This is a genomic window from Herbidospora daliensis (assembly GCF_001570585.1).
In the GTDB taxonomy this organism is placed as follows: Bacteria; Actinomycetota; Actinomycetes; order Streptosporangiales; family Streptosporangiaceae; genus Herbidospora; species Herbidospora daliensis.
Genome location: NZ_BBXF01000011.1, coordinates 71,183 through 87,403, shown reverse-complemented (window position 1 = coordinate 87,403; position 16,221 = coordinate 71,183). Strand labels below are relative to the sequence as shown.

17 protein-coding genes are annotated in these 16,221 nt (G+C 71.3%); 6 read left to right on the top strand and 11 right to left on the bottom strand.

The annotated features are described in order from the left end of the window. Positions 1-10: 10 nt before the first annotated feature. The 10 genes from AW274_RS36545 to AW274_RS36505 all read right to left on the bottom strand — a co-directional run bounded on the left by AW274_RS36545 (position 11) and on the right by AW274_RS36505 (position 11,209). Complete coding sequence (locus tag AW274_RS36545; protein ID WP_062443093.1) at positions 11-1,501, bottom strand: beta-N-acetylhexosaminidase; 1,491 nt, start codon at positions 1,499-1,501, stop codon at positions 11-13. A 40-nt stretch (positions 1,502-1,541) separates the two neighbouring features. After that, positions 1,542-4,340 (bottom strand): CDP-glycerol glycerophosphotransferase family protein, encoded by a 2,799-nt coding sequence (locus AW274_RS36540; protein ID WP_232320663.1) that lies wholly within the window; start codon positions 4,338-4,340, stop codon positions 1,542-1,544. A 141-nt stretch (positions 4,341-4,481) separates the two neighbouring features. Then, positions 4,482-4,787, bottom strand: a complete 306-nt coding sequence (locus tag AW274_RS39865) for an MGMT family protein (RefSeq protein ID WP_083975419.1) — start codon at positions 4,785-4,787, stop codon at positions 4,482-4,484. Next, entirely contained in the window at positions 4,784-5,143 is a 360-nt protein-coding gene (locus AW274_RS36535) for a hypothetical protein (protein ID WP_062443091.1), read from the bottom strand. The genes AW274_RS39865 and AW274_RS36535 overlap by 4 nt, the downstream gene beginning before the upstream one ends. Before the next feature lie 67 nt (positions 5,144-5,210). Beyond that, positions 5,211-6,338: a S8 family serine peptidase gene (locus AW274_RS36530; protein ID WP_062443088.1), complete on the bottom strand. Its 1,128-nt coding sequence runs from the start codon at positions 6,336-6,338 to the stop codon at positions 5,211-5,213. Beyond that, positions 6,332-7,129: a hypothetical protein gene (locus AW274_RS36525; protein WP_232320662.1), complete on the bottom strand. Its 798-nt coding sequence runs from the start codon at positions 7,127-7,129 to the stop codon at positions 6,332-6,334. The genes AW274_RS36530 and AW274_RS36525 overlap by 7 nt, the downstream gene beginning before the upstream one ends. Before the next feature lie 88 nt (positions 7,130-7,217). Then, positions 7,218-8,417: a S8 family serine peptidase gene (locus AW274_RS36520; protein WP_232320661.1), complete on the bottom strand. Its 1,200-nt coding sequence runs from the start codon at positions 8,415-8,417 to the stop codon at positions 7,218-7,220. Next, positions 8,411-9,130: a hypothetical protein gene (locus AW274_RS36515; RefSeq protein ID WP_232320660.1), complete on the bottom strand. Its 720-nt coding sequence runs from the start codon at positions 9,128-9,130 to the stop codon at positions 8,411-8,413. The genes AW274_RS36520 and AW274_RS36515 overlap by 7 nt, the downstream gene beginning before the upstream one ends. A 32-nt stretch (positions 9,131-9,162) precedes the next feature. Continuing rightward, complete coding sequence (gene moeZ, locus AW274_RS36510) at positions 9,163-10,344, bottom strand: adenylyltransferase/sulfurtransferase MoeZ (protein WP_062443080.1); 1,182 nt, start codon at positions 10,342-10,344, stop codon at positions 9,163-9,165. A 64-nt stretch (positions 10,345-10,408) separates the two neighbouring features. Further along, on the bottom strand, positions 10,409-11,209 hold the full coding sequence (locus AW274_RS36505; RefSeq protein ID WP_500786080.1) for an alpha/beta fold hydrolase: 801 nt from the start codon (positions 11,207-11,209) through the stop codon (positions 10,409-10,411). Between the two features lie 271 nt (positions 11,210-11,480). Between AW274_RS36505 and AW274_RS40905 the strand changes: the two genes are divergently transcribed. Continuing rightward, the gene (locus tag AW274_RS40905; RefSeq protein ID WP_062443075.1) at positions 11,481-12,056 is read left to right on the top strand and encodes a hypothetical protein; all 576 of its coding nucleotides are present in this window, start codon (positions 11,481-11,483) and stop codon (positions 12,054-12,056) included. 144 nt (positions 12,057-12,200) lie between these two features. Continuing rightward, positions 12,201-12,560: a hypothetical protein gene (locus AW274_RS36495; RefSeq protein ID WP_157520923.1), complete on the top strand. Its 360-nt coding sequence runs from the start codon at positions 12,201-12,203 to the stop codon at positions 12,558-12,560. Here the strand turns inward: AW274_RS36495 and ku are convergent. Next, positions 12,557-13,387 carry a non-homologous end joining protein Ku gene (gene ku, locus AW274_RS36490; RefSeq protein WP_062443069.1) on the bottom strand — a complete coding sequence of 277 codons (831 nt, stop codon included), beginning with the start codon at positions 13,385-13,387 and terminating at the stop codon, positions 12,557-12,559. The two genes, AW274_RS36495 and ku, sit on opposite strands and share 4 nt — an antisense overlap. Before the next feature lie 77 nt (positions 13,388-13,464). Here ku and ligD (AW274_RS36485) point away from each other — a divergent pair, with 77 nt between their 5' ends. From ligD (AW274_RS36485) to AW274_RS36470, 4 genes are all read left to right on the top strand, one after another. After that, a complete protein-coding gene (gene ligD, locus AW274_RS36485; protein ID WP_232320659.1) occupies positions 13,465-14,394 on the top strand; it encodes a non-homologous end-joining DNA ligase in 930 nt (309 codons plus the stop codon). Beyond that, positions 14,391-15,257: a non-homologous end-joining DNA ligase gene (gene ligD, locus AW274_RS36480; protein WP_062443067.1), complete on the top strand. Its 867-nt coding sequence runs from the start codon at positions 14,391-14,393 to the stop codon at positions 15,255-15,257. The genes ligD (AW274_RS36485) and ligD (AW274_RS36480) overlap by 4 nt, the downstream gene beginning before the upstream one ends. A 22-nt stretch (positions 15,258-15,279) precedes the next feature. Next, positions 15,280-15,456, top strand: coding sequence for a hypothetical protein (locus AW274_RS41630; RefSeq protein ID WP_198169576.1), 177 nt, complete (start codon positions 15,280-15,282; stop codon positions 15,454-15,456). 79 nt (positions 15,457-15,535) lie between these two features. Beyond that, the gene (locus AW274_RS36470) at positions 15,536-16,156 is read left to right on the top strand and encodes a TetR/AcrR family transcriptional regulator (RefSeq protein WP_083975438.1); all 621 of its coding nucleotides are present in this window, start codon (positions 15,536-15,538) and stop codon (positions 16,154-16,156) included. Positions 16,157-16,221 lie beyond the last annotated feature (65 nt).

Below are 16,221 nucleotides of genomic sequence, written 5' to 3'. Positions count from 1 at the left end.
TTTCATCACGTCACGGCCAGCTGATGCGCGGCGAACGGTGGTAGTCGACCCCCCATCGGTCCCAGACGGTCGCCATCGGGGCCAGACGGGCCGCGAACGCGTCGAACGAACGCTGCGCCTGCGGGGTCCAGGCAACCTCGGCGACGGCCGGGAGGCGCGGGAAGGCCAGCAGCTCCACGTCGTCCATGGTGACGACGGTCTCGGTCCACAGGGCCATCTCGACGCCCTCGATCTTCTCCTCGCCGATCCCGTCGATCAGGGTGGCCGGGTCCCAGTCGTAGGCGTCGTCGACCTCGGTGGTGCCGGCCCAGGTCTGGCCGATCCTGGTGGTGTCGTCGTACTTCATGTCGAGGTAGACCCGGCTGGCCGGGGACATGATGACCTTCGCGCCCTGGGCGACCGCGCGTTCGACGTCTTCGGGGCCGCCGTTGGTCTGCCAGTACTGCACCAGCGAGTTCGGCGGCAGCACGGTCGCGCCCGCCTCCTGCCAGCCGACGACCTCCTTGCCGTTGGCCGTCACCGCCTTGGCGGCGAGCTCCACGATCTGGGCGTACTCGCGGGCGCTCAGCTTCTCGACCTCGTCGCCGCCGATGTGCAGGTGGTGGCCGGGGGTCAGCGCGGCGAGCTCCTTCAGCACGTCGTTCAGGAACCGGGCCGTCTCGGGTTTGCCGGGACACAGGGCCGAGAAACCGACCTTGATGCCCGTGTACGGTTCTGGCGCCACCCCGTCGCAGGTGAGCTCCGGGTGGGCGGCCAGGGCGGCGTTGGTGTGGCCGGGCACGTCGACCTCGGGCACCACGCGCACGAAGCGCTCCTGGGCGTACCGGACGATCTCGCGGTAGTCGGCGGCCGTGTAGAAGCCGCCGGGCCCGCCGCCCACCTCGGTCGACGCGCCGACCGTGGTCAGCTTGGGCCAGCCGGGCACGGCGATGCGCCAGCCCTGGTCGTCGGTCAGGTGCAGGTGCAGCACGTTCAGCTTGTAGGCCGCCATCAGGTCGACGAACCGCTTGACGTCGGCGACCGGCCGGAAGTGGCGGGCGACGTCGAGCATCGCGCCGCGCCAGGCGTAGCGGGGCCGGTCGCTGATCCGCACGCCCGGGACCTCCCGCTCGCGGGCCAGCTGCCGGAAGGTCTGCGCGCCCCGGAACAGCCCTTCGGGGGTGGCCGCGCTGATGCGGGCGCCGTCGGGGCCGACGGTGAGCTCGTAGCCCTCGGCGCCGGCCTGCGGCGCGTCGAGGTCGAGCCTGATCCGGCCCTGGGGACCGGTCGTCAGTTCGAAGCCGGTGTCGGCCCGGAGCCCGCCGACGAGCTGTTCGGCGACCGCCGGCTCGGCCGAGGCGACCGTGTCGCCGGGTTCGAGGGTGAAGCCCTGCTCCAGCCGGGTCACCGAGGCGGGATAGGGCACGAGGGCGAGCTGCGGAGGTTCCGCCGGAGTGCCCGGACCACACGACGTCACCAGCATCACCAGTCCCAACGAAAGCCGCCGCCACACGATCCTCATTGGATCACGTGACGGCGGCAATAGGAAAGTTTCTTTAACGTTATCCGGTGAAGACGTGGTCGACCAGGCGGGCGGTGGCCTTCCCGGAGTCGTGCGGGGCGTACGTGCGGGCGAAGGCCGCGTAGCGGTCGGCGAGCCGGACCGACACCGAGTCGATGGTGCGCAGCACCTCGACCACCTCGGCCGAGCTGGCCAGGCGCGGGCCCGGCCGCTGGGCCTCCAGGTCGAGGTAGAGGCCCCGGCTGTTCTTGTACTTGTCGATGTCGGGCGTGAACAGCACGATCGGCCGCCCGGTCGCGACGAAGTCGAACACCGACGACGAGTAGTCGGTGACCAGCACGTCGGCGATGACCAGCAGATCGGCCATGTCGGGATAGGTCGTGACGTCGATCGCGAACCCGCCCAGCGACTGCACGTGCGGGAACGCCTGCATCATGTGCCCGCGCACCAGGATCACGTGGTCGTCGCCCAGCGCCCGCTGCGCGTCGGCCAGGTCGAGCTTGACGGCCGCGTTGCGACGGTCCCAGTCGCGGAAGGTGGGCGCGTACAGCACGACCCGCTTCCCCTCGGGGATGCCCAGCCGGCGGCGGATGGCCGGGGCCAGCGCGTCGCGGTGGAACAGCACGTCGTTGCGCGGGTTGCCGCACTCCAGCAGTTCGCCCTCATAGCCGAACGCCTTGCGCAGCACGCCCGACGCCCACGACGACTGGGAGATCAGCAGGTCCCACTGGCGGACCTCGGTGGTCTGCCGGGCGTACACCGGCGGACGCGGCTCGCGCCGCATGTGGGGCAGGTCGCGGCCGATGTGCTTGACCGGGGTGCCGTGCCAGGTCTGGACGTACACCTGGTCGTCGCGCGACCGGAACCACGGCGGCAGGAACTGGTTGGCGACGATGTAGCGGGCGCGGGCCAAGGCCTCGTAGTGCTCCCGGCTGCCCTCCCGCACGACCGTCGGCACGATGCCCTCGCCGAGGCCCAGCTCGGCCGAGCCCGGCGGCGTGAACGCGCCGTCGCGCACGACCCAGATGTGCTCGCCCTCGTCGCCCCGGCGCAGCCGCTCCTCGTAGATGGCGCGCGGGTTGTCGGAGTAGGACCGGCCGTCGAAGGAGGCGTAGACGGTGGCCTGGCGGATCGGCTTGGCCTTCTCGGCCGGGTAGAACGTGCGGCTGAGCGCCCACACCCCGGCCGCGCTGCGCTCGTCGCCGGGCCGCTCCTCGGCCGCCACCAGGACGGGCACGTCGTAGCGGGTGGCCACGAACCGGTAGACCCGGCCGCCGACCGTGCGCTGCTCCTCGTCGATGGTGTCGAGGGCGGCGTGGTCGACGCGGACGGGCACCATCGCGGGACCGTACTTGCCGGGCGGGGCGACCGACATCGTCCAGGTGCCCTCGACCAGCGGGGTGCCGTCGCCGAAGCGGGGCATCGCGCCGGGCGCGAACTCCACCTCGAAGGCGGTGCCCTCGCGGCGCAGCGGCACCCGGTAGGTCAGCCCGCCCCGGTGCCGCAGCACCAGGTCGCGCTCGCCCGCCTCGGCCGGGTATTCGCCGGTCAGCTTGAGCGAGCCGTCGTTCCAGGCCATCGCCTTGATGACGGGCAGCACCTTGTGGCCCGAGACGACCACGCGGTCGCGCCGGTCGCCCTGGACGGTGATCTCGCGGTCGCCCAGCAGCAGCCGGGTCTCCGGAGTGCCCTCCAGCATGACCGAGGCCGCCGGGTCGCCCTTGGGCTCGACCCAGAGCCGCCGCGCGTCGGCGGTCAGCAGGGTCTGCACGCTCAGCGAGAGCGAGAAGACGCTGCCGCCCTCGGCGGGGGTGAACTCGGCCGGCATGCGGTGGCCGCCGACGCGGGCCTTGCCCTTGTCGACGGCGCGCCCCGGCAGGAAGCCGGTCAGCTCGACCGTGTCGCCGTCGATCTTGACGCCGGTCAGCTCGGCCCGCGTGGGCTGGAGCACGACCTGGAGCGCCTTGTCGGACGTCCAGACGGGCCGCACCCACCAGCGGTCGCGGGTCCGGCGTCCGGCGGGCCGCTCGACCCGGCCGATCGACGGGCCGCGCAGCACGCCCTTGGCGCGGGCGGCCCGCGACCAGATCACGATCTCGGCCCGCCAGGTGGTGGTGTCCTGGACGGTGTGCCGACGCTTGATCACCCGCTTGGCGCCACGGACCAGCGCCCGCACGCCCGCCCGCCAGCGCAGCGAGAACGGGTTGAGCTCGGCCTGGAAGCCGGCCCAGTCGTAGTTGCAGCCCGGCTCGCGGGCGTCGTGGGTGGCCTCGGGCCGGAAGACCCGGGTGGTCTTGAGGGTGACCGGCGGCAGCCAGCGCGGACCCCGCAGCACCACCGTCGCCCGGTTGAAGCGGCGCGACCGCACCGACAGGCCCGCCAGGTAGGCGTGGCCGGTGATGCGGAGCTTGCCGTTCTCCCAGGTGATGTCGTCGATCTGGGTGACGGGCACCATGTCGGCGGGGCGCAGGCGCAGCAGCGACTGGTCGGGGACCTCGACGGGGAGGTCGGCGTACCAGCGCAGGCCCTTGCGGACGCGCCGGGACGGCTCGGCGGCCGCGGCGGCCAGCTTGGCCAGCGCGTCGCCGTCGGCGAGGGTCGTGACGTCGGCGGTCTCGACCAGGTGGAAGGCCACCCGGCGGCCGACCGGCAGGTCGCGCTTGACCTTCGGGTCGACGGTGGCGAGATAGGGGCGCAGCACCTCGATGGCCTGGGCCCTGCGGGCGGGGCCGCGCTTGGCGGCGGCGTCGAGCCGGGCGCCCAGGCAACCGGCCAGCACCTCGGCGTCGAGCCGGGCGCGTTCGGCGCTGCTCAGACCCTCCGCGCGAATGAGCTCCACGAGGGCGTCGAGTGGCTCGCCCCTGTCATAGAGCTCCTGGACAGCCCGCAGTCGATCGGCGACGGAATCGCCCTGGCGAGCGGGTGTCATAAGGGGGCACCACCCTTCGGATGACCGGTGTTTCAGAAATGGTAATGCCGGTTAAAGGGGGATTCCGTCCCATCGTGCCTCACGCATCAATGCGCGTTCCCCTTTCACCGGTGTTCCTTCCGTTCGCCACCTGCGGAGACATTCGGCCTCCAGGCCCGGCGGCGGGCTCCCATCGGTTCTGATCACGCGCCACCACGGGACGGCGCCGCCCCAGGTGGCCATCACCCGCCCCACTTGCCGGGGCCCGCCCTCGCCGAGATATTCGGCCACGTCGCCGTACGACATGACCCTCCCGGGCGGGATCCGTTCGACCAGGTCGAGGACCCGGTCGGCGAACGGCGGCGGGTGATCGTTCATTGGCTCCAGCTTGTCGGTCCGGCGTAGAGGAGGTCCTCCACCTTGCCGAACTCGACGTCGCCCTGTTCCAGAATGCCGTCGCGGACGCCGTAGACCTCGCCGTCCTCGCCGACCAGCCGTCCGCCCAGCAGCTCGGCGACGCGCGCCAGGTGGGCGAGGTGCCAGTCGGACTCGGGCGAGCCGAACAACCGGCCCGACCACTCGGCGACCCGGTGGCCCTCGTCGCCGTGCCGCGCGACGACCTCTCCCGCCTCGGCCGATCCGCGCACTTCGAGGTCGGAATGGCCCGACAGCGCCCGGACGAGTTCGGCGTAGGCGAGCGGTGATTCACGCTCGACGCGCAGCTCGTAACCCATGAGGCGCGACGATAGCGAACCTTTGCCCCTTGTTGTGATGAGAAAGGGCAAGTTTCCCTCTAAGTCGTCATCTCCGGCGGCGCGCCAGCAACCCGGCGAGAAGGCCGAAGGCGGCCAGGCTCACCACCGCCCCCGCGCCGTAGACCCACAACCGGAGCGGGTCGGGGCCGGGCGGCTGCGGACCGGGCGACTTGGGCCCCCCGCCGAAGTGGAGGTCGCCGCCCACGGGCACCGCCTCCTGGTATCTCGCCAGCTCCCCGGCGCGGACCAGCGCCTTGCCCGCGTTCACCACGCCGAAGCCGACCTTGTCGTCGTAGCCGTTGCCCGGGTGGGGCCCGGCCGAGTCGGACACCGACCGGGCGACCAGTTCGGCGGGCAGCCGGGGGTATTCGGCCCGGATCAGGGCGGCCACCCCGCCCACCAGGGCGCTGGCCGCCTGGGTGCCGTTCACCGCCAGCGGCCGCCCGCCCGCTTGCCCCGCCGGGATGCGCACGCCCGGGGCGGCGACCAGGACAGAGAGGTTGTCGGAGCTGGCGGGGGCGCGCACGCCCGCGTCGTCGACGGCGGCCACCCCGATCACGCCGGGGAAGCCCGCCGGGAACTGCCAGTAGGAGGTGCCGTTGGCGGTGGACGAGGGCCACTGGCCGACGTCGCCCGCCCCCGAGACGACCACCACGTCGCGCTGGAGGGCGTAGGAGACGGCGTCGCGTTCGATCCGGCCGACGCCGAAGATGCCCATCGGGATCACGATCACCTGGGCGCCGTGGTTGACGGCGTAGCGCACGCCCCGGGCGATCGGGCTGTCGAGCGGGGTGCCCTGCGGGCCCTCGGGGTCGACCAGGCCGCCTTCGAGGGGCATCGAGGTGATCGGCACCGACAACACCGTGGCCTCGGGCGCGGTGCCCTGCGGTCCGCCGCCGGCGCCGTCGCCCGCGACCAGCCCGGCCAGGATGGTCGAGTAGTCGTTGGTGCGCATCTCGTCGCCCTCGAAGAACGTTCCCGTCATGTCGGGGGCCTGGACGACGCGGTCTTTCAGGCCGGGCGAGTCGCCGACCCGGTCGTGGAGCAGCGCCACCGTCACCCCGGCGCCCTTGGTCTTCGCCCAGGCGGCGTCGACGCCCAGGTCGTCGAGGGGCGGCGGGGCCGCCGCGACGGCCAGCAGCGCGGCCGCCGCCAGGGCGGCCGCCCTCAGCACTCGTTCCCCTGGGTGCAGCGCGGCACCTCGGGCTCCTCGCCCAGCGACCGGGCCACCCGGGCGCCGAGGGCCTGCGCGGTCGGCCACAGCTCGCTGTGCAACAGCTCCTCCTGCGGGATCGCGTCACGGGTGCGCCCGTCGGTGTACCCGGCGGTGTAGAAGACGATGTACGGCCCCACCCCGACCCAGCCCGACCGCTGCCGCTGGGCCGCGCCGAACAGGTCGGTCACGGTGCCCGGGAAGGCCACCGGCCGCACCCCGACCCGGTCGTCGATCGGCAGCTTGGCGGCGGCGGAGGTGCGGGCGTCCTCGTCGGCCATCACGGCCACGCCGACCGTGATCGCGAACGTGCCCGACTGGTCGACGTAGGTCGCCCGGAGCAGCGACCGGCACGAAACCTCGCGGAAGACCGAGGCGACCGAGCGGTCGACCCCCGCCCAGCAGGGGATCTCGGGGGCGATGCCGACCCGGCGGGCGAACTGCTGCGACCGGGCCAGGCCGACGTATTCGAGCTCGTCGGGGAAGACCATCGAGGCCGGCCAGTCGTGCCAGCGCCGCGCGACGTCCTCTTTCACGTAGTCGGCGCGTTCCTGACCGGTCAGGGGGCGGGAACGGGTCTCCTGGACGATGCCGACCCCGGCGACCACCGCGTTGACGGCCGCCACCAGCACCGCGGCCGTCAGCAGGCTCGTGACGATGCCGCGGCGGCGGACGCCCTTCTCGAGCTCCCGCCGCTCCTTGGCTGCCTGGACCGCCGCCGCGCGCCCGCGTGTGGCCGGCCATGGGCGCACCCGCGTTCGCTGGGCTCGCGGCTGCTGTGGCGACATTCCTCAATGTTACGCCGAAGACTCCATACGCCAACGATTCGGTAGAGGTCTCCTACGTGGCGATTTCTGGTGAAGCCTCCCGGCGCCGCGCCCGGCGGGCGCAGACGACGATCACAGCGACGCTGCCACCTGCGCCGAGGAGCCCGGCGACGCCCGCCGCACCGTAGAAGGTGATCATCCGGCGGTCGCGCCGCACCATGGCGATCGGCTGCGGGGAGGCGGTGGCGAAGGGGCGGTCGGGATCGTGGGCCTCCTTCCCCGAAGCGGTCGGTCTATACCCGGTGAGCAGGGCCGCCGCGGCCAGCGCGCGGCCGGCGTTGACGACGCCGAAGCCGGTGCCGGTGTTGTAGCCGGTGCCCTTGGGGGCGACGGCCGAACCGGCCAGGGCCTGGGCCACCAGCGCGGGCGACATCTTCGGATATTTCGCCTTGATGAGGGCGGCCACCCCCGACACCAGCGCCGTCGCCTGGGAGGTGCCCCGGCCCACCCAGTATTCGTCGCCGGGCCCGGCCCCGAGGATGTCGACGCCCGGCGCGGCCAGCATCACCGAGGCGTTGCGGGTGGAGAAGAAGGCCCGCTGCATCGTTCCCGTCACCGCCGCGACCGAGATCACCCCGGGCAGCGAGGCCGGATAGGAGTAGTGGCCGCCGGCGTCCTCGGCGCCGTCGTTCCCGGCCGCCGCGACCAGCACCACGTTCCTGGAGATCGCGTACGCCACCGCCGCCCGGTCGTCCTCCGTCGCGGCGCCCTTGGCGATCGACAGGTTGATCACGTCGGCGCCCTCTTCGACGGCGTACCGGATGCCCTTGGCCATCACGCCCTCGTAGCGCTCGTCCATGTTGAACTTCTTGAAGCCGGGCTCGTCGTCCTCCAGGATCACCCGGACCGACAGGATCTCGGCCTCCGGCGCGACCCCGACCACCCCGTCGCGCCCGCCGGGCCCGTGGCCGTGCCCGGCGACGAGCGAGGCCATGTACGTGCCGTGCAGCCGCTGGGGCCGCGTATCGGGCGGGTTGGCGCCCTTGGTGAAGTCGCGGCCCACCCGGACCGACCCGGCGAGGTCGCGGTGGGCGGGGTCGACGCCCGAGTCGAGCACCGCCACCAGGACGCCGGCGCCCTTGGTCTCACGCCAGGCCTGGTTGATGCCGATCATGCCGAGCGTGCCGGTCTGCCCGCCGCGCACGCCGTCGGCGTAGGCGGGGGCGGCCAGGAAGAGCAGCGGGAGCGCCGCCGCGAGGGCCCGGATCAGCACAGGAAGCCCTCCGAGTCGCAGGTCGCGGGCTCGGCGGCGACCAGGCCGCGGGCGATCTGCTCCGACAACTCGTCGGTGAAGGTGAACATCGAGGTCATCGGCCGGTCGAGGGCCTTGGCGGGGCGGCCGTCGGCCTGCCCGGCGGTGACCATCACGAGATAAGGGCCGGCCCGGTGGTAGGTGCCGTACTGGCGGCCCGCCGCGGTGAAGCGTTCCGTGGCGGTCTTGGCGAACGTGAGGGGCCGCAGGCCCGGCGATGGGCGGTGTTCGCGGGGCAGCGCGGTGGTGGCGGCCATCACGGCGGCGGAGTCGCGGAAGGCGGCCACCCCGATGGTGACCACGACGCCCTCGACGGCGTCGAGATAGGTGGCGCGGATCAGGCCCCGGCACCCGGCCTCGTCCATCGCGGTCCGCAACGCGGCGTCGACGGCCGGCTCGCAATCGGTCTCGGGGCCGATGCCGACCCGGCGGGCGACCTCACGGCCGCCCTGCTCGGAGGTGTAGCCGAGCCGGTCGGGGAAGATCTTGCCGGCCGGCCAGGTGCGCCAGCGGCGGGCCAGTTCCTCTGCGGCGGCGGCGCGGCGTTCCTGCTTGGTGGGGCCCCGGGTCAGCTCGGTCATCGCCGAACTGACCCCCACCCCCGCGACGACCGCGCAGCTCACGGTGAGGGCCGACGCCACGACGAGCGCCGGCCAACTGCGTCTTTCCGTCACGGACCGACTGTAACCGGCCCAGATGGGTCGTATCAGTAAGTCGGCTGAGACGGGTCTACCGTCTTGACCCAGCTCAGCACGCCTCCACCGACGTGGACGGCGTCGGAGAACCCGGCGCTCTTCAGCACCGCGAGCACCTCGGCCGAACGCGCGCCCGACTTGCAGTGCAGGACGATCTTCTTGTCCTGCGGCATCTTCTCCAGGGCCGAGCCGTTGAGGAACTCGCCCTTGGGGATCAGGGTCGCGCCGGGGATGTTGACGATCTCGTACTCGCCCTGCTCGCGGACGTCGACGAGGTAGATGTTCTCGCCGTCGTCCTGCCACTTCTTGAGCTCCAGCGCGGTGATCGTCGACCCCTGCGCGGCCGCCTGGGCCTCGTCGGAGACGACGCCGCAGAACGCCTCGTAGTCGTCGAGCAGCGCGGTGACCGTCGGGTTCTTGCCGCACAGCACGCACTCGGGGTCCTTGCGGACCTTCACGTCGCGGTACTTCATCTCGAGCGCGTCGTAGATCATCAGACGGCCCACCAGCGGGTCGCCGATGCCGGTCAGCAGCTTGATGGCCTCGTTGACCTGGATCGAGCCGATCGAGGCGCAGAGCACGCCGAGCACGCCGCCCTCGGCGCACGAGGGCACCATGCCGGGAGGCGGGGGCTCCGGGTAGAGGCAGCGGTAGCAGGGGCCGTGCTCGGCCCAGAAGACGCTGGCCTGGCCGTCGAAGCGGTAGATCGAGCCCCACACGTAGGGCTTGCCGAGCAGCACGGCCGCGTCGTTGACCATGTAGCGGGTGGCGAAGTTGTCGGTGCCGTCGACGATCAGGTCGTAGCCCGAGAAGACGTCCATCACGTTGTCGGTGGTGAGGGCCACGTTGTGGATCACCACGTTGACGAGCGGGTTGATCTCGCGCACGGTCGCCGCGGCCGACTCGGCCTTGAGGCGGCCGACGTCGGACTGCCCGTGGATGATCTGACGCTGCAGGTTCGACTCGTCGACCACGTCGAAGTCGATGATGCCGAGCGTGCCGACGCCCGCCGCGGCCAGGTACATCAGAGCCGGGGAGCCCAGACCGCCGGCGCCCACACACAGGACCTTGGCGTTCTTCAGCCGCTTCTGCCCGGTCATCCCGACGTCGGGGATGATCAGGTGGCGCGAGTAGCGGCGCACCTCGTCGACGGTGAGCTCGGGGGCCGGCTCGACCAGCGGTGGCAACGACACAGTTCCACTCCCGTTTCAGGGCGTTCGAGGGTAAGGCTCGCGTCCCAAGGGGACGCGCTCCACATCACAACCTAACCGGCGCGTCCGCGCATTCCCGAATCAGCGCACGGGCCTCGCGGGCGACGATCTGAGGCGACTCCATCTGGGCCACGTGGCCCGCCCAGGGCAGCGTGACGATCCGCACGTCGCGGAAGGCCCGGGAGGCGCGGGCGGCCATGCGCGCGTCGACGATGCGGTCGCGGCGCCCGTGGATGACCAGGGTGGGGGCCTCGACCCGGGCCGCCTCACGCCAGAGGTCGGGCCGGAAGTACTCGCGCACGATGCCCCGGGCCGAACCGATCATGGCCGAGGCGGAGTAGGGCAGGTCGTCACGGCGGCGCAGTTCCTTGATTGCGGCGGCCAGCCGATCGGGGTGGACGCAGTCGAGGTCGCCGTAACACATGGAGATGGTGGCCTGGATGCGCTTCTCCGGCGGCACGGTCACCGACATCCGGCGGATCACGAACTCGGCCACGCCGGGCACCGCCGACAGCGCCACCCGCGCCGGGCCCACCCGGGGCAGCAGGTCGGGCAGCGCCGGGGAGACCAGCGTCAGCGACTTCACCAGGTCGGGCCGCCACGCGGCCACCCGTACGGACACCGCCCCGCCCAGCGAGTTGCCGAACAGGTGGACCGGCCCGCCCACCCATTCGACGAACCGCACCACAGCCCGCGCGTGGGCGGACACCGAGTAGTCGCGGTCTTCCGGCTCGGGCGACCACCCGGCGCCGGGCAGGTCGGGCGCGAACGTGCGCACCTGGTCTTTGAGCAGGTCAGAGAGGTCGGTCCAGTTGGTCGCGGACCCCGCCAGGCCGTGGATCATCACGGCCTTCTCCTGGGGCCCGTCAGGCGTAAATCGGTAATTGAGCCGCAGATCGCCAAGATCGACCCGGTCGCTCGGCCAGTCGGGCACAGGGCCCGGAACCTCCGCAGGAATCGGGTTTGTCACGCCTCGTCCTCCCGCCGTTTACGGACAATCCACCCCATCGTACTCCATGACTACGCTAAGTGACCGCAAAAGCAGGATGTTGCCCGTTTTGTCACGCAGAGTGAGGACATAACACGATCAGGCACCAGCCAATCACAAGGAGTAATTGATGCAGCTCAAGAAGCTCGCCAGCACCCTGGCTACCGCCGCCCTCGTCGGCGGCGGCGCCGTCCTCGCCCTCGCCACTCCCGCCGCCGCCGGTGACCACGGGGGTTACGAGTGGGGCGGCGACGACTACGGCAACAACTACGGTTACGGCCACGGCCACCACCACCACAACCACACCTGCGTCTTCAAGGTGCGGCACGGCTCGCACCACGCCGACCCGAAGCTGCACCACGGTGCGTTCCCGGCGGGCCGCTTCCGTCACTACGTGCGGGTCTACCACCGCCCGTGGCACCGTAGCCGGATCGTCGGCTACCTGCACTCCGGTGGTTACACCATCGGTAAGTGCCACCCGGTCCGCGGCCACCACCACCACGGCGGCGGCGGCTGGGGCGGCGGCTGGGACGGCGACGGCGGCGGCGACTGGGGCGGCGACGGCGGCGGCTGGGGCCACGGCTTCCACGGCGGCCACCACTTCCACAAGGTCAAGTCGCACTTCAAGCGTCACCGCTGGAGCCCGCGCAGCGGCTTCACGGAGGGCTGGCACCTCCACAAGCAGTACCGCTGGCACCGCAACTAGCAGGACCTGATCACGGAATGACCTGAGTGGTCTTCTGAGATCCCAGCGACGATCGTGCCGCGATGACTCCGGTCATCGCGGCACGTTTCGTTTGGTCACACAGGGTTATCACCGAAAGGATCACGATGATTACTAGGAGTGATGATGATAACCCGTCTGACTGGTATCGCCATCGCGGCGGCCCTGGCCTCCGGCACCCTCGTCACCGCGGCGGCGGCCCCCGCGGACGCGGAGGTCTGTTCGTATCAGCTCATGAGGGGGGCCAAGACCATGTTCAACGCGGCCGCCCCCGTGCACACGGCGCCCGACGTCAAGAGCAAGATCATTGACGACCTCTACAACCTCGGCGACTTCATCACCGGCAGCTGCCGGCTCTTCGGCGAGGAGAACAGGTGGCGCCGCGTCGTCGGCGTCGGCAACGGCCGCGTGGGCTACACCCAGGACGCCTATCTGAGGCGAGGCAACAAGTTCGAGCTCGACCTCCTGCGCCGTGGGCGCTTCTAGGCGGTCTTGCGAGCCTTCTTCTTGGGCTCCGCCTTCTTCTTCTGGGCGCCCTCGCGTTCGCGCTTCGCGGCGTCGACGCTGGCCCGCAGGGCGGCCATGAGGTCGACGGCGGGGCCCGCCTCGGCCGGCGCCTCGGCCTGGATCACCTCGCGCCCGGCCACCTTGGCGTCGATGACCTCCTGGAGCGCCTCTCTGTACGCGTCCTTGTACTCGCCCGGGTCGAAGTCGCCCACCATCGTCTCGATCAGCGACTCGGCCATCTTGAGCTCCTGCGGGCGCAGGTCGATGTCCTCGTCGAGGAACGGGAAGTCGGCGGTGCGCACCTCGTCGGGCCAGAGCATGGTCTCCAGGACGAAGATCCCGTCGCGCACCCGCAGGGTGGCCAGCGACTCGCGCTGGCGCAGCGCGACCTTCACGATCGCGACCTGGCCCGACCGCTCCAGCGCGTCGCGCAGCAGCACGTAGGGCTTGGCGCCCTGGGCGTCGGGCTCCAGGAAGTAGGACTTGGCGAAGTAGATGGGGTCGATCTGCTCCACCGGGGTGAACTGGAGGACGTCGATGCGGCGGGAGCTCGACAGCGGCAGGTCGGCGAAGTCGTCGTCGGTCAGCACCACCATGTCGCCGGTGGGCAGTTCGTAGCCCTTGGCGATGTCGGCGTAGGCGACCTCTTCACCGTCGACGGTGCACACGCGCTTGTACCGGATCCGGCCGCCGTCCTCGCGGTGCACCTGGTGGAAGGAGACGTCCTTCTGCTCGGTCGCCGAGTAGAGCTTCACGGGGATCGTCACCAGGCCGAACGAGATGGCGCCTTTCCAGATGCTGCGCATAGCCACATTCTCGTCTCTGTGTTCGAATACCGCCATGTCGGGATTCAGATGACTTACCTAATGGGCACATACCCCCTGTGGCACTGCCATACCCGGTCGAACCGATGCTCGCCGTCCCCGGCCCGCTGCCGCCGGACGGCGCCCACTACGTGCTCGAGGTCAAGTGGGACGGCATCCGGGTGCTCGCCTACCTGGAGGGTTCGCCCCGGTTGTTCGGGCGCAAGGGCGTCGAGGTCACCGGGCGTTATCCCGAGGTCGCCGGCCTGGAGGTGCCCGGCCGCTCGGTCGTGCTCGACGGGGAGGTCGTCGCGTTCGACCACGACGGGAAACCCTCGTTCGAGCTGATCCAGCGGCGCATGCACGTCGGCGACCCGGGGGCCCACGGGCTGTTGCGGGCGGTGCCGGTGACGTACATGCCCTTCGATCTGCTCGCCCTCGACGGCGAGGCGCTGCTCGACCGGCCCTACCACGAGCGGCGGGCCCTGCTGGAGTCGCTCGGGATCACGGTCGCGCCGACCTTCCCCTGCCACCCCGACGTCGTGGCCGCCACCGTCGAGCAGGGGCTCGAAGGGGTGGTGGCCAAGCACGTCGACTCGCGCTACCGACCGGGCACCCGGTCACCCTGGTGGGTGAAGGTGAAGAACGTGACCGAACGCGAGGTCGTCATCGGCGGCTGGCGGCCCGGCAGGGGCCGCAGGTCGGGCGGGATCGGCTCGCTGCTGATGGGGGCCTTCGGCCCCGACGGGTTCGTCTTCCTGGGTCATGTCGGTACGGGGTTCAGCGACGCCGCCCTCGACGAACTTCTCACGCTGCTCGCACCGCTGGAGGTCCCGCGCAGCGCGTACACGAGAGAACTGCCCAGGGAGATCGCCAGAGACGCACGCTGGGTGCGCCCCGAGATCGTCGGCGAGGTCGCCTACGCCAACCAGACCACGGAGGGCCGCCTGCGCGCGCCCGCCTGGCGCCGCCTGCGGCCGGACAAGATCCCGGCGGAGGTGCGGTTGTGAAGAAGGTCCCCGTCCAGGTCGAGGGCCGTGACCTGGTGCTGAGCAACCTCGGCAAGACCCTCTATCCCGAGGCGGGGTTCACCAAGGCCGAGGTGATCGACTACTACACCCGGATCGCGCCGGTCCTGCTCCCCCATCTGCGCGGGCGGCCGCTCACCGTCAAGCGCTACCCGAACGGCGTCGGCGGGGCCTTCTTCTTCGAGAAGAACGCGCCCGCCCACACGCCTTCGTGGGTGCGCCGGGTACGCCTGCCCGTCCCCGGCAGCACCAAGGACCGCGAGACCATCGACTTCGCGATCGTGGACGACCTGCCGACGCTCGTCTACTACGCCAACCTGGCCGCCCTGGAGCTGCACGTGCCCATGTGGCGGGTCTCCGGCGACGGCGACCCGCTGCCGCCCGACCTGCTGGTCTTCGACCTCGACCCGGGCGCCCCGGCGACGATCGTCGAGTGCTGCGTGGTGGCGCTGCTGCTGCGCGACGCCCTGGCCGAGGAGGGCCTCGACTGCTTCGCCAAGACCAGCGGCAACAAGGGCATGCAGCTCCACGTGCCGTGGGCATCGGAGGTCAGCACCTCGGAGTTCGCCAAGGCGATGGCCGAGCGGCTGGCCCGCCGCCACGACTTCGTCACCGCCGTGATGGCTAGACGCGAACGCCCGGGGAAGGTGTTCATCGACTGGAGCCAGAACAACCCGGCCAAGACCACGGTCGCCGTCTACTCCATGCGGGCCAACCCCCGCCCGACCGTCTCCACCCCGCTGACGTGGGACGAGGTGGCCGGTTGCGACCACCCTGACCAGCTCAGATTCACCACGTCAGACGTGCTGGCGCGGGTCGGGACGTCCGGAGACCTGTTCCCGTAGTGTGGGCCGAGAGGAGGACGCCATGTCCGAGCAGAGCGCAAGCGAAGCCACCGAGGCCGACGTCGCCGAGCAGAACCGCCCCCTCGACGACGAGCCTGAAGAGAGCCCCTGGCCGGAGGATCTGCCGCTGGAGGCCGACCCGGCGGACGCCACCGACCAGAAACGGACATACGCCGACGACGAGGACGACTATCGCTGACCTGGTGGCCCAGCCATAGAATGTGGCCGCGGCCGAAGGCCACCTGATCAGAAGAGAAGCCCGCGCGCAAGGAGAGGCCGTGACCGCTACCCCGGACGCCAAGCCCCGGGGCACCCGGCTGCCCCGGCTCGCCCGCCGTCGCCAGCTGCTCAGCGCCGCCCAAGAGGTCTTCGTCGAGAACGGCTACCACGCGGCCGCCATGGACGAGATCGCCGAACGGGCCGGCGTCAGCAAGCCGGTGCTCTACCAGCACTTCCCGGGCAAGCTCGAGCTCTACCTGGCGCTGCTCGACGTCCACGTCGACGACATGGTGTCGCGCTGCAAGGAGGCGCTGGCCTCCACGAGCGACAACAAGCAGCGGGTCCAGGCCGCCATCGGCGCGTTCTTCGACTTCGTCTCCAGCCAGGGCGAGGCCTTCCGGCTGGTCTTCGAGAGCGACCTGCGCAACGTCGCGGCCGTGCGCGAACGTATGGAACGCTCGCTACGGCAGAGCGCCGACGCGATCGCCGAGGTGATCCAGGAGGACACCGGCTGCTCCAGCGAAGACGCCCACCTGCTCGGCGTCGGGCTCGTCGGCATGGCCGAGGTGAGCGCCCGCTACTGGCTGACCAGCGGCGGCGCGATCCCGAAGGACGCCGCGGCCGGGCTCATCGCCCGCCTGGCGTGGCGCGGCATCGGCGGTTTCCCCCGCACGACGTAGCTTTACGCCCGCCGCGATCAGGGCTCTGCGCGACGGCTCCCGGGGTCACGATGGAACCCTCTCGA

Excerpts from the sequence above, each read along its gene's own strand:
- AW274_RS36545 (WP_062443093.1), bottom strand. The coding sequence starts at position 1,501 with ATGAGGATCGTGTGGCGGCGGCTTTCGTTGGGACTGGTGATGCTGGTG.
- AW274_RS39865 (WP_083975419.1), bottom strand. The coding sequence starts at position 4,787 with ATGAACGATCACCCGCCGCCGTTCGCCGACCGGGTCCTCGACCTGGTC.
- AW274_RS36535 (WP_062443091.1), bottom strand. The coding sequence starts at position 5,143 with ATGGGTTACGAGCTGCGCGTCGAGCGTGAATCACCGCTCGCCTACGCC.
- AW274_RS40905 (WP_062443075.1), top strand. The coding sequence starts at position 11,481 with ATGCAGCTCAAGAAGCTCGCCAGCACCCTGGCTACCGCCGCCCTCGTC.
- AW274_RS36495 (WP_157520923.1), top strand. The coding sequence starts at position 12,201 with ATGATAACCCGTCTGACTGGTATCGCCATCGCGGCGGCCCTGGCCTCC.
- ku (WP_062443069.1), bottom strand. The coding sequence starts at position 13,387 with ATGCGCAGCATCTGGAAAGGCGCCATCTCGTTCGGCCTGGTGACGATC.
- AW274_RS41630 (WP_198169576.1), top strand. The coding sequence starts at position 15,280 with ATGTCCGAGCAGAGCGCAAGCGAAGCCACCGAGGCCGACGTCGCCGAG.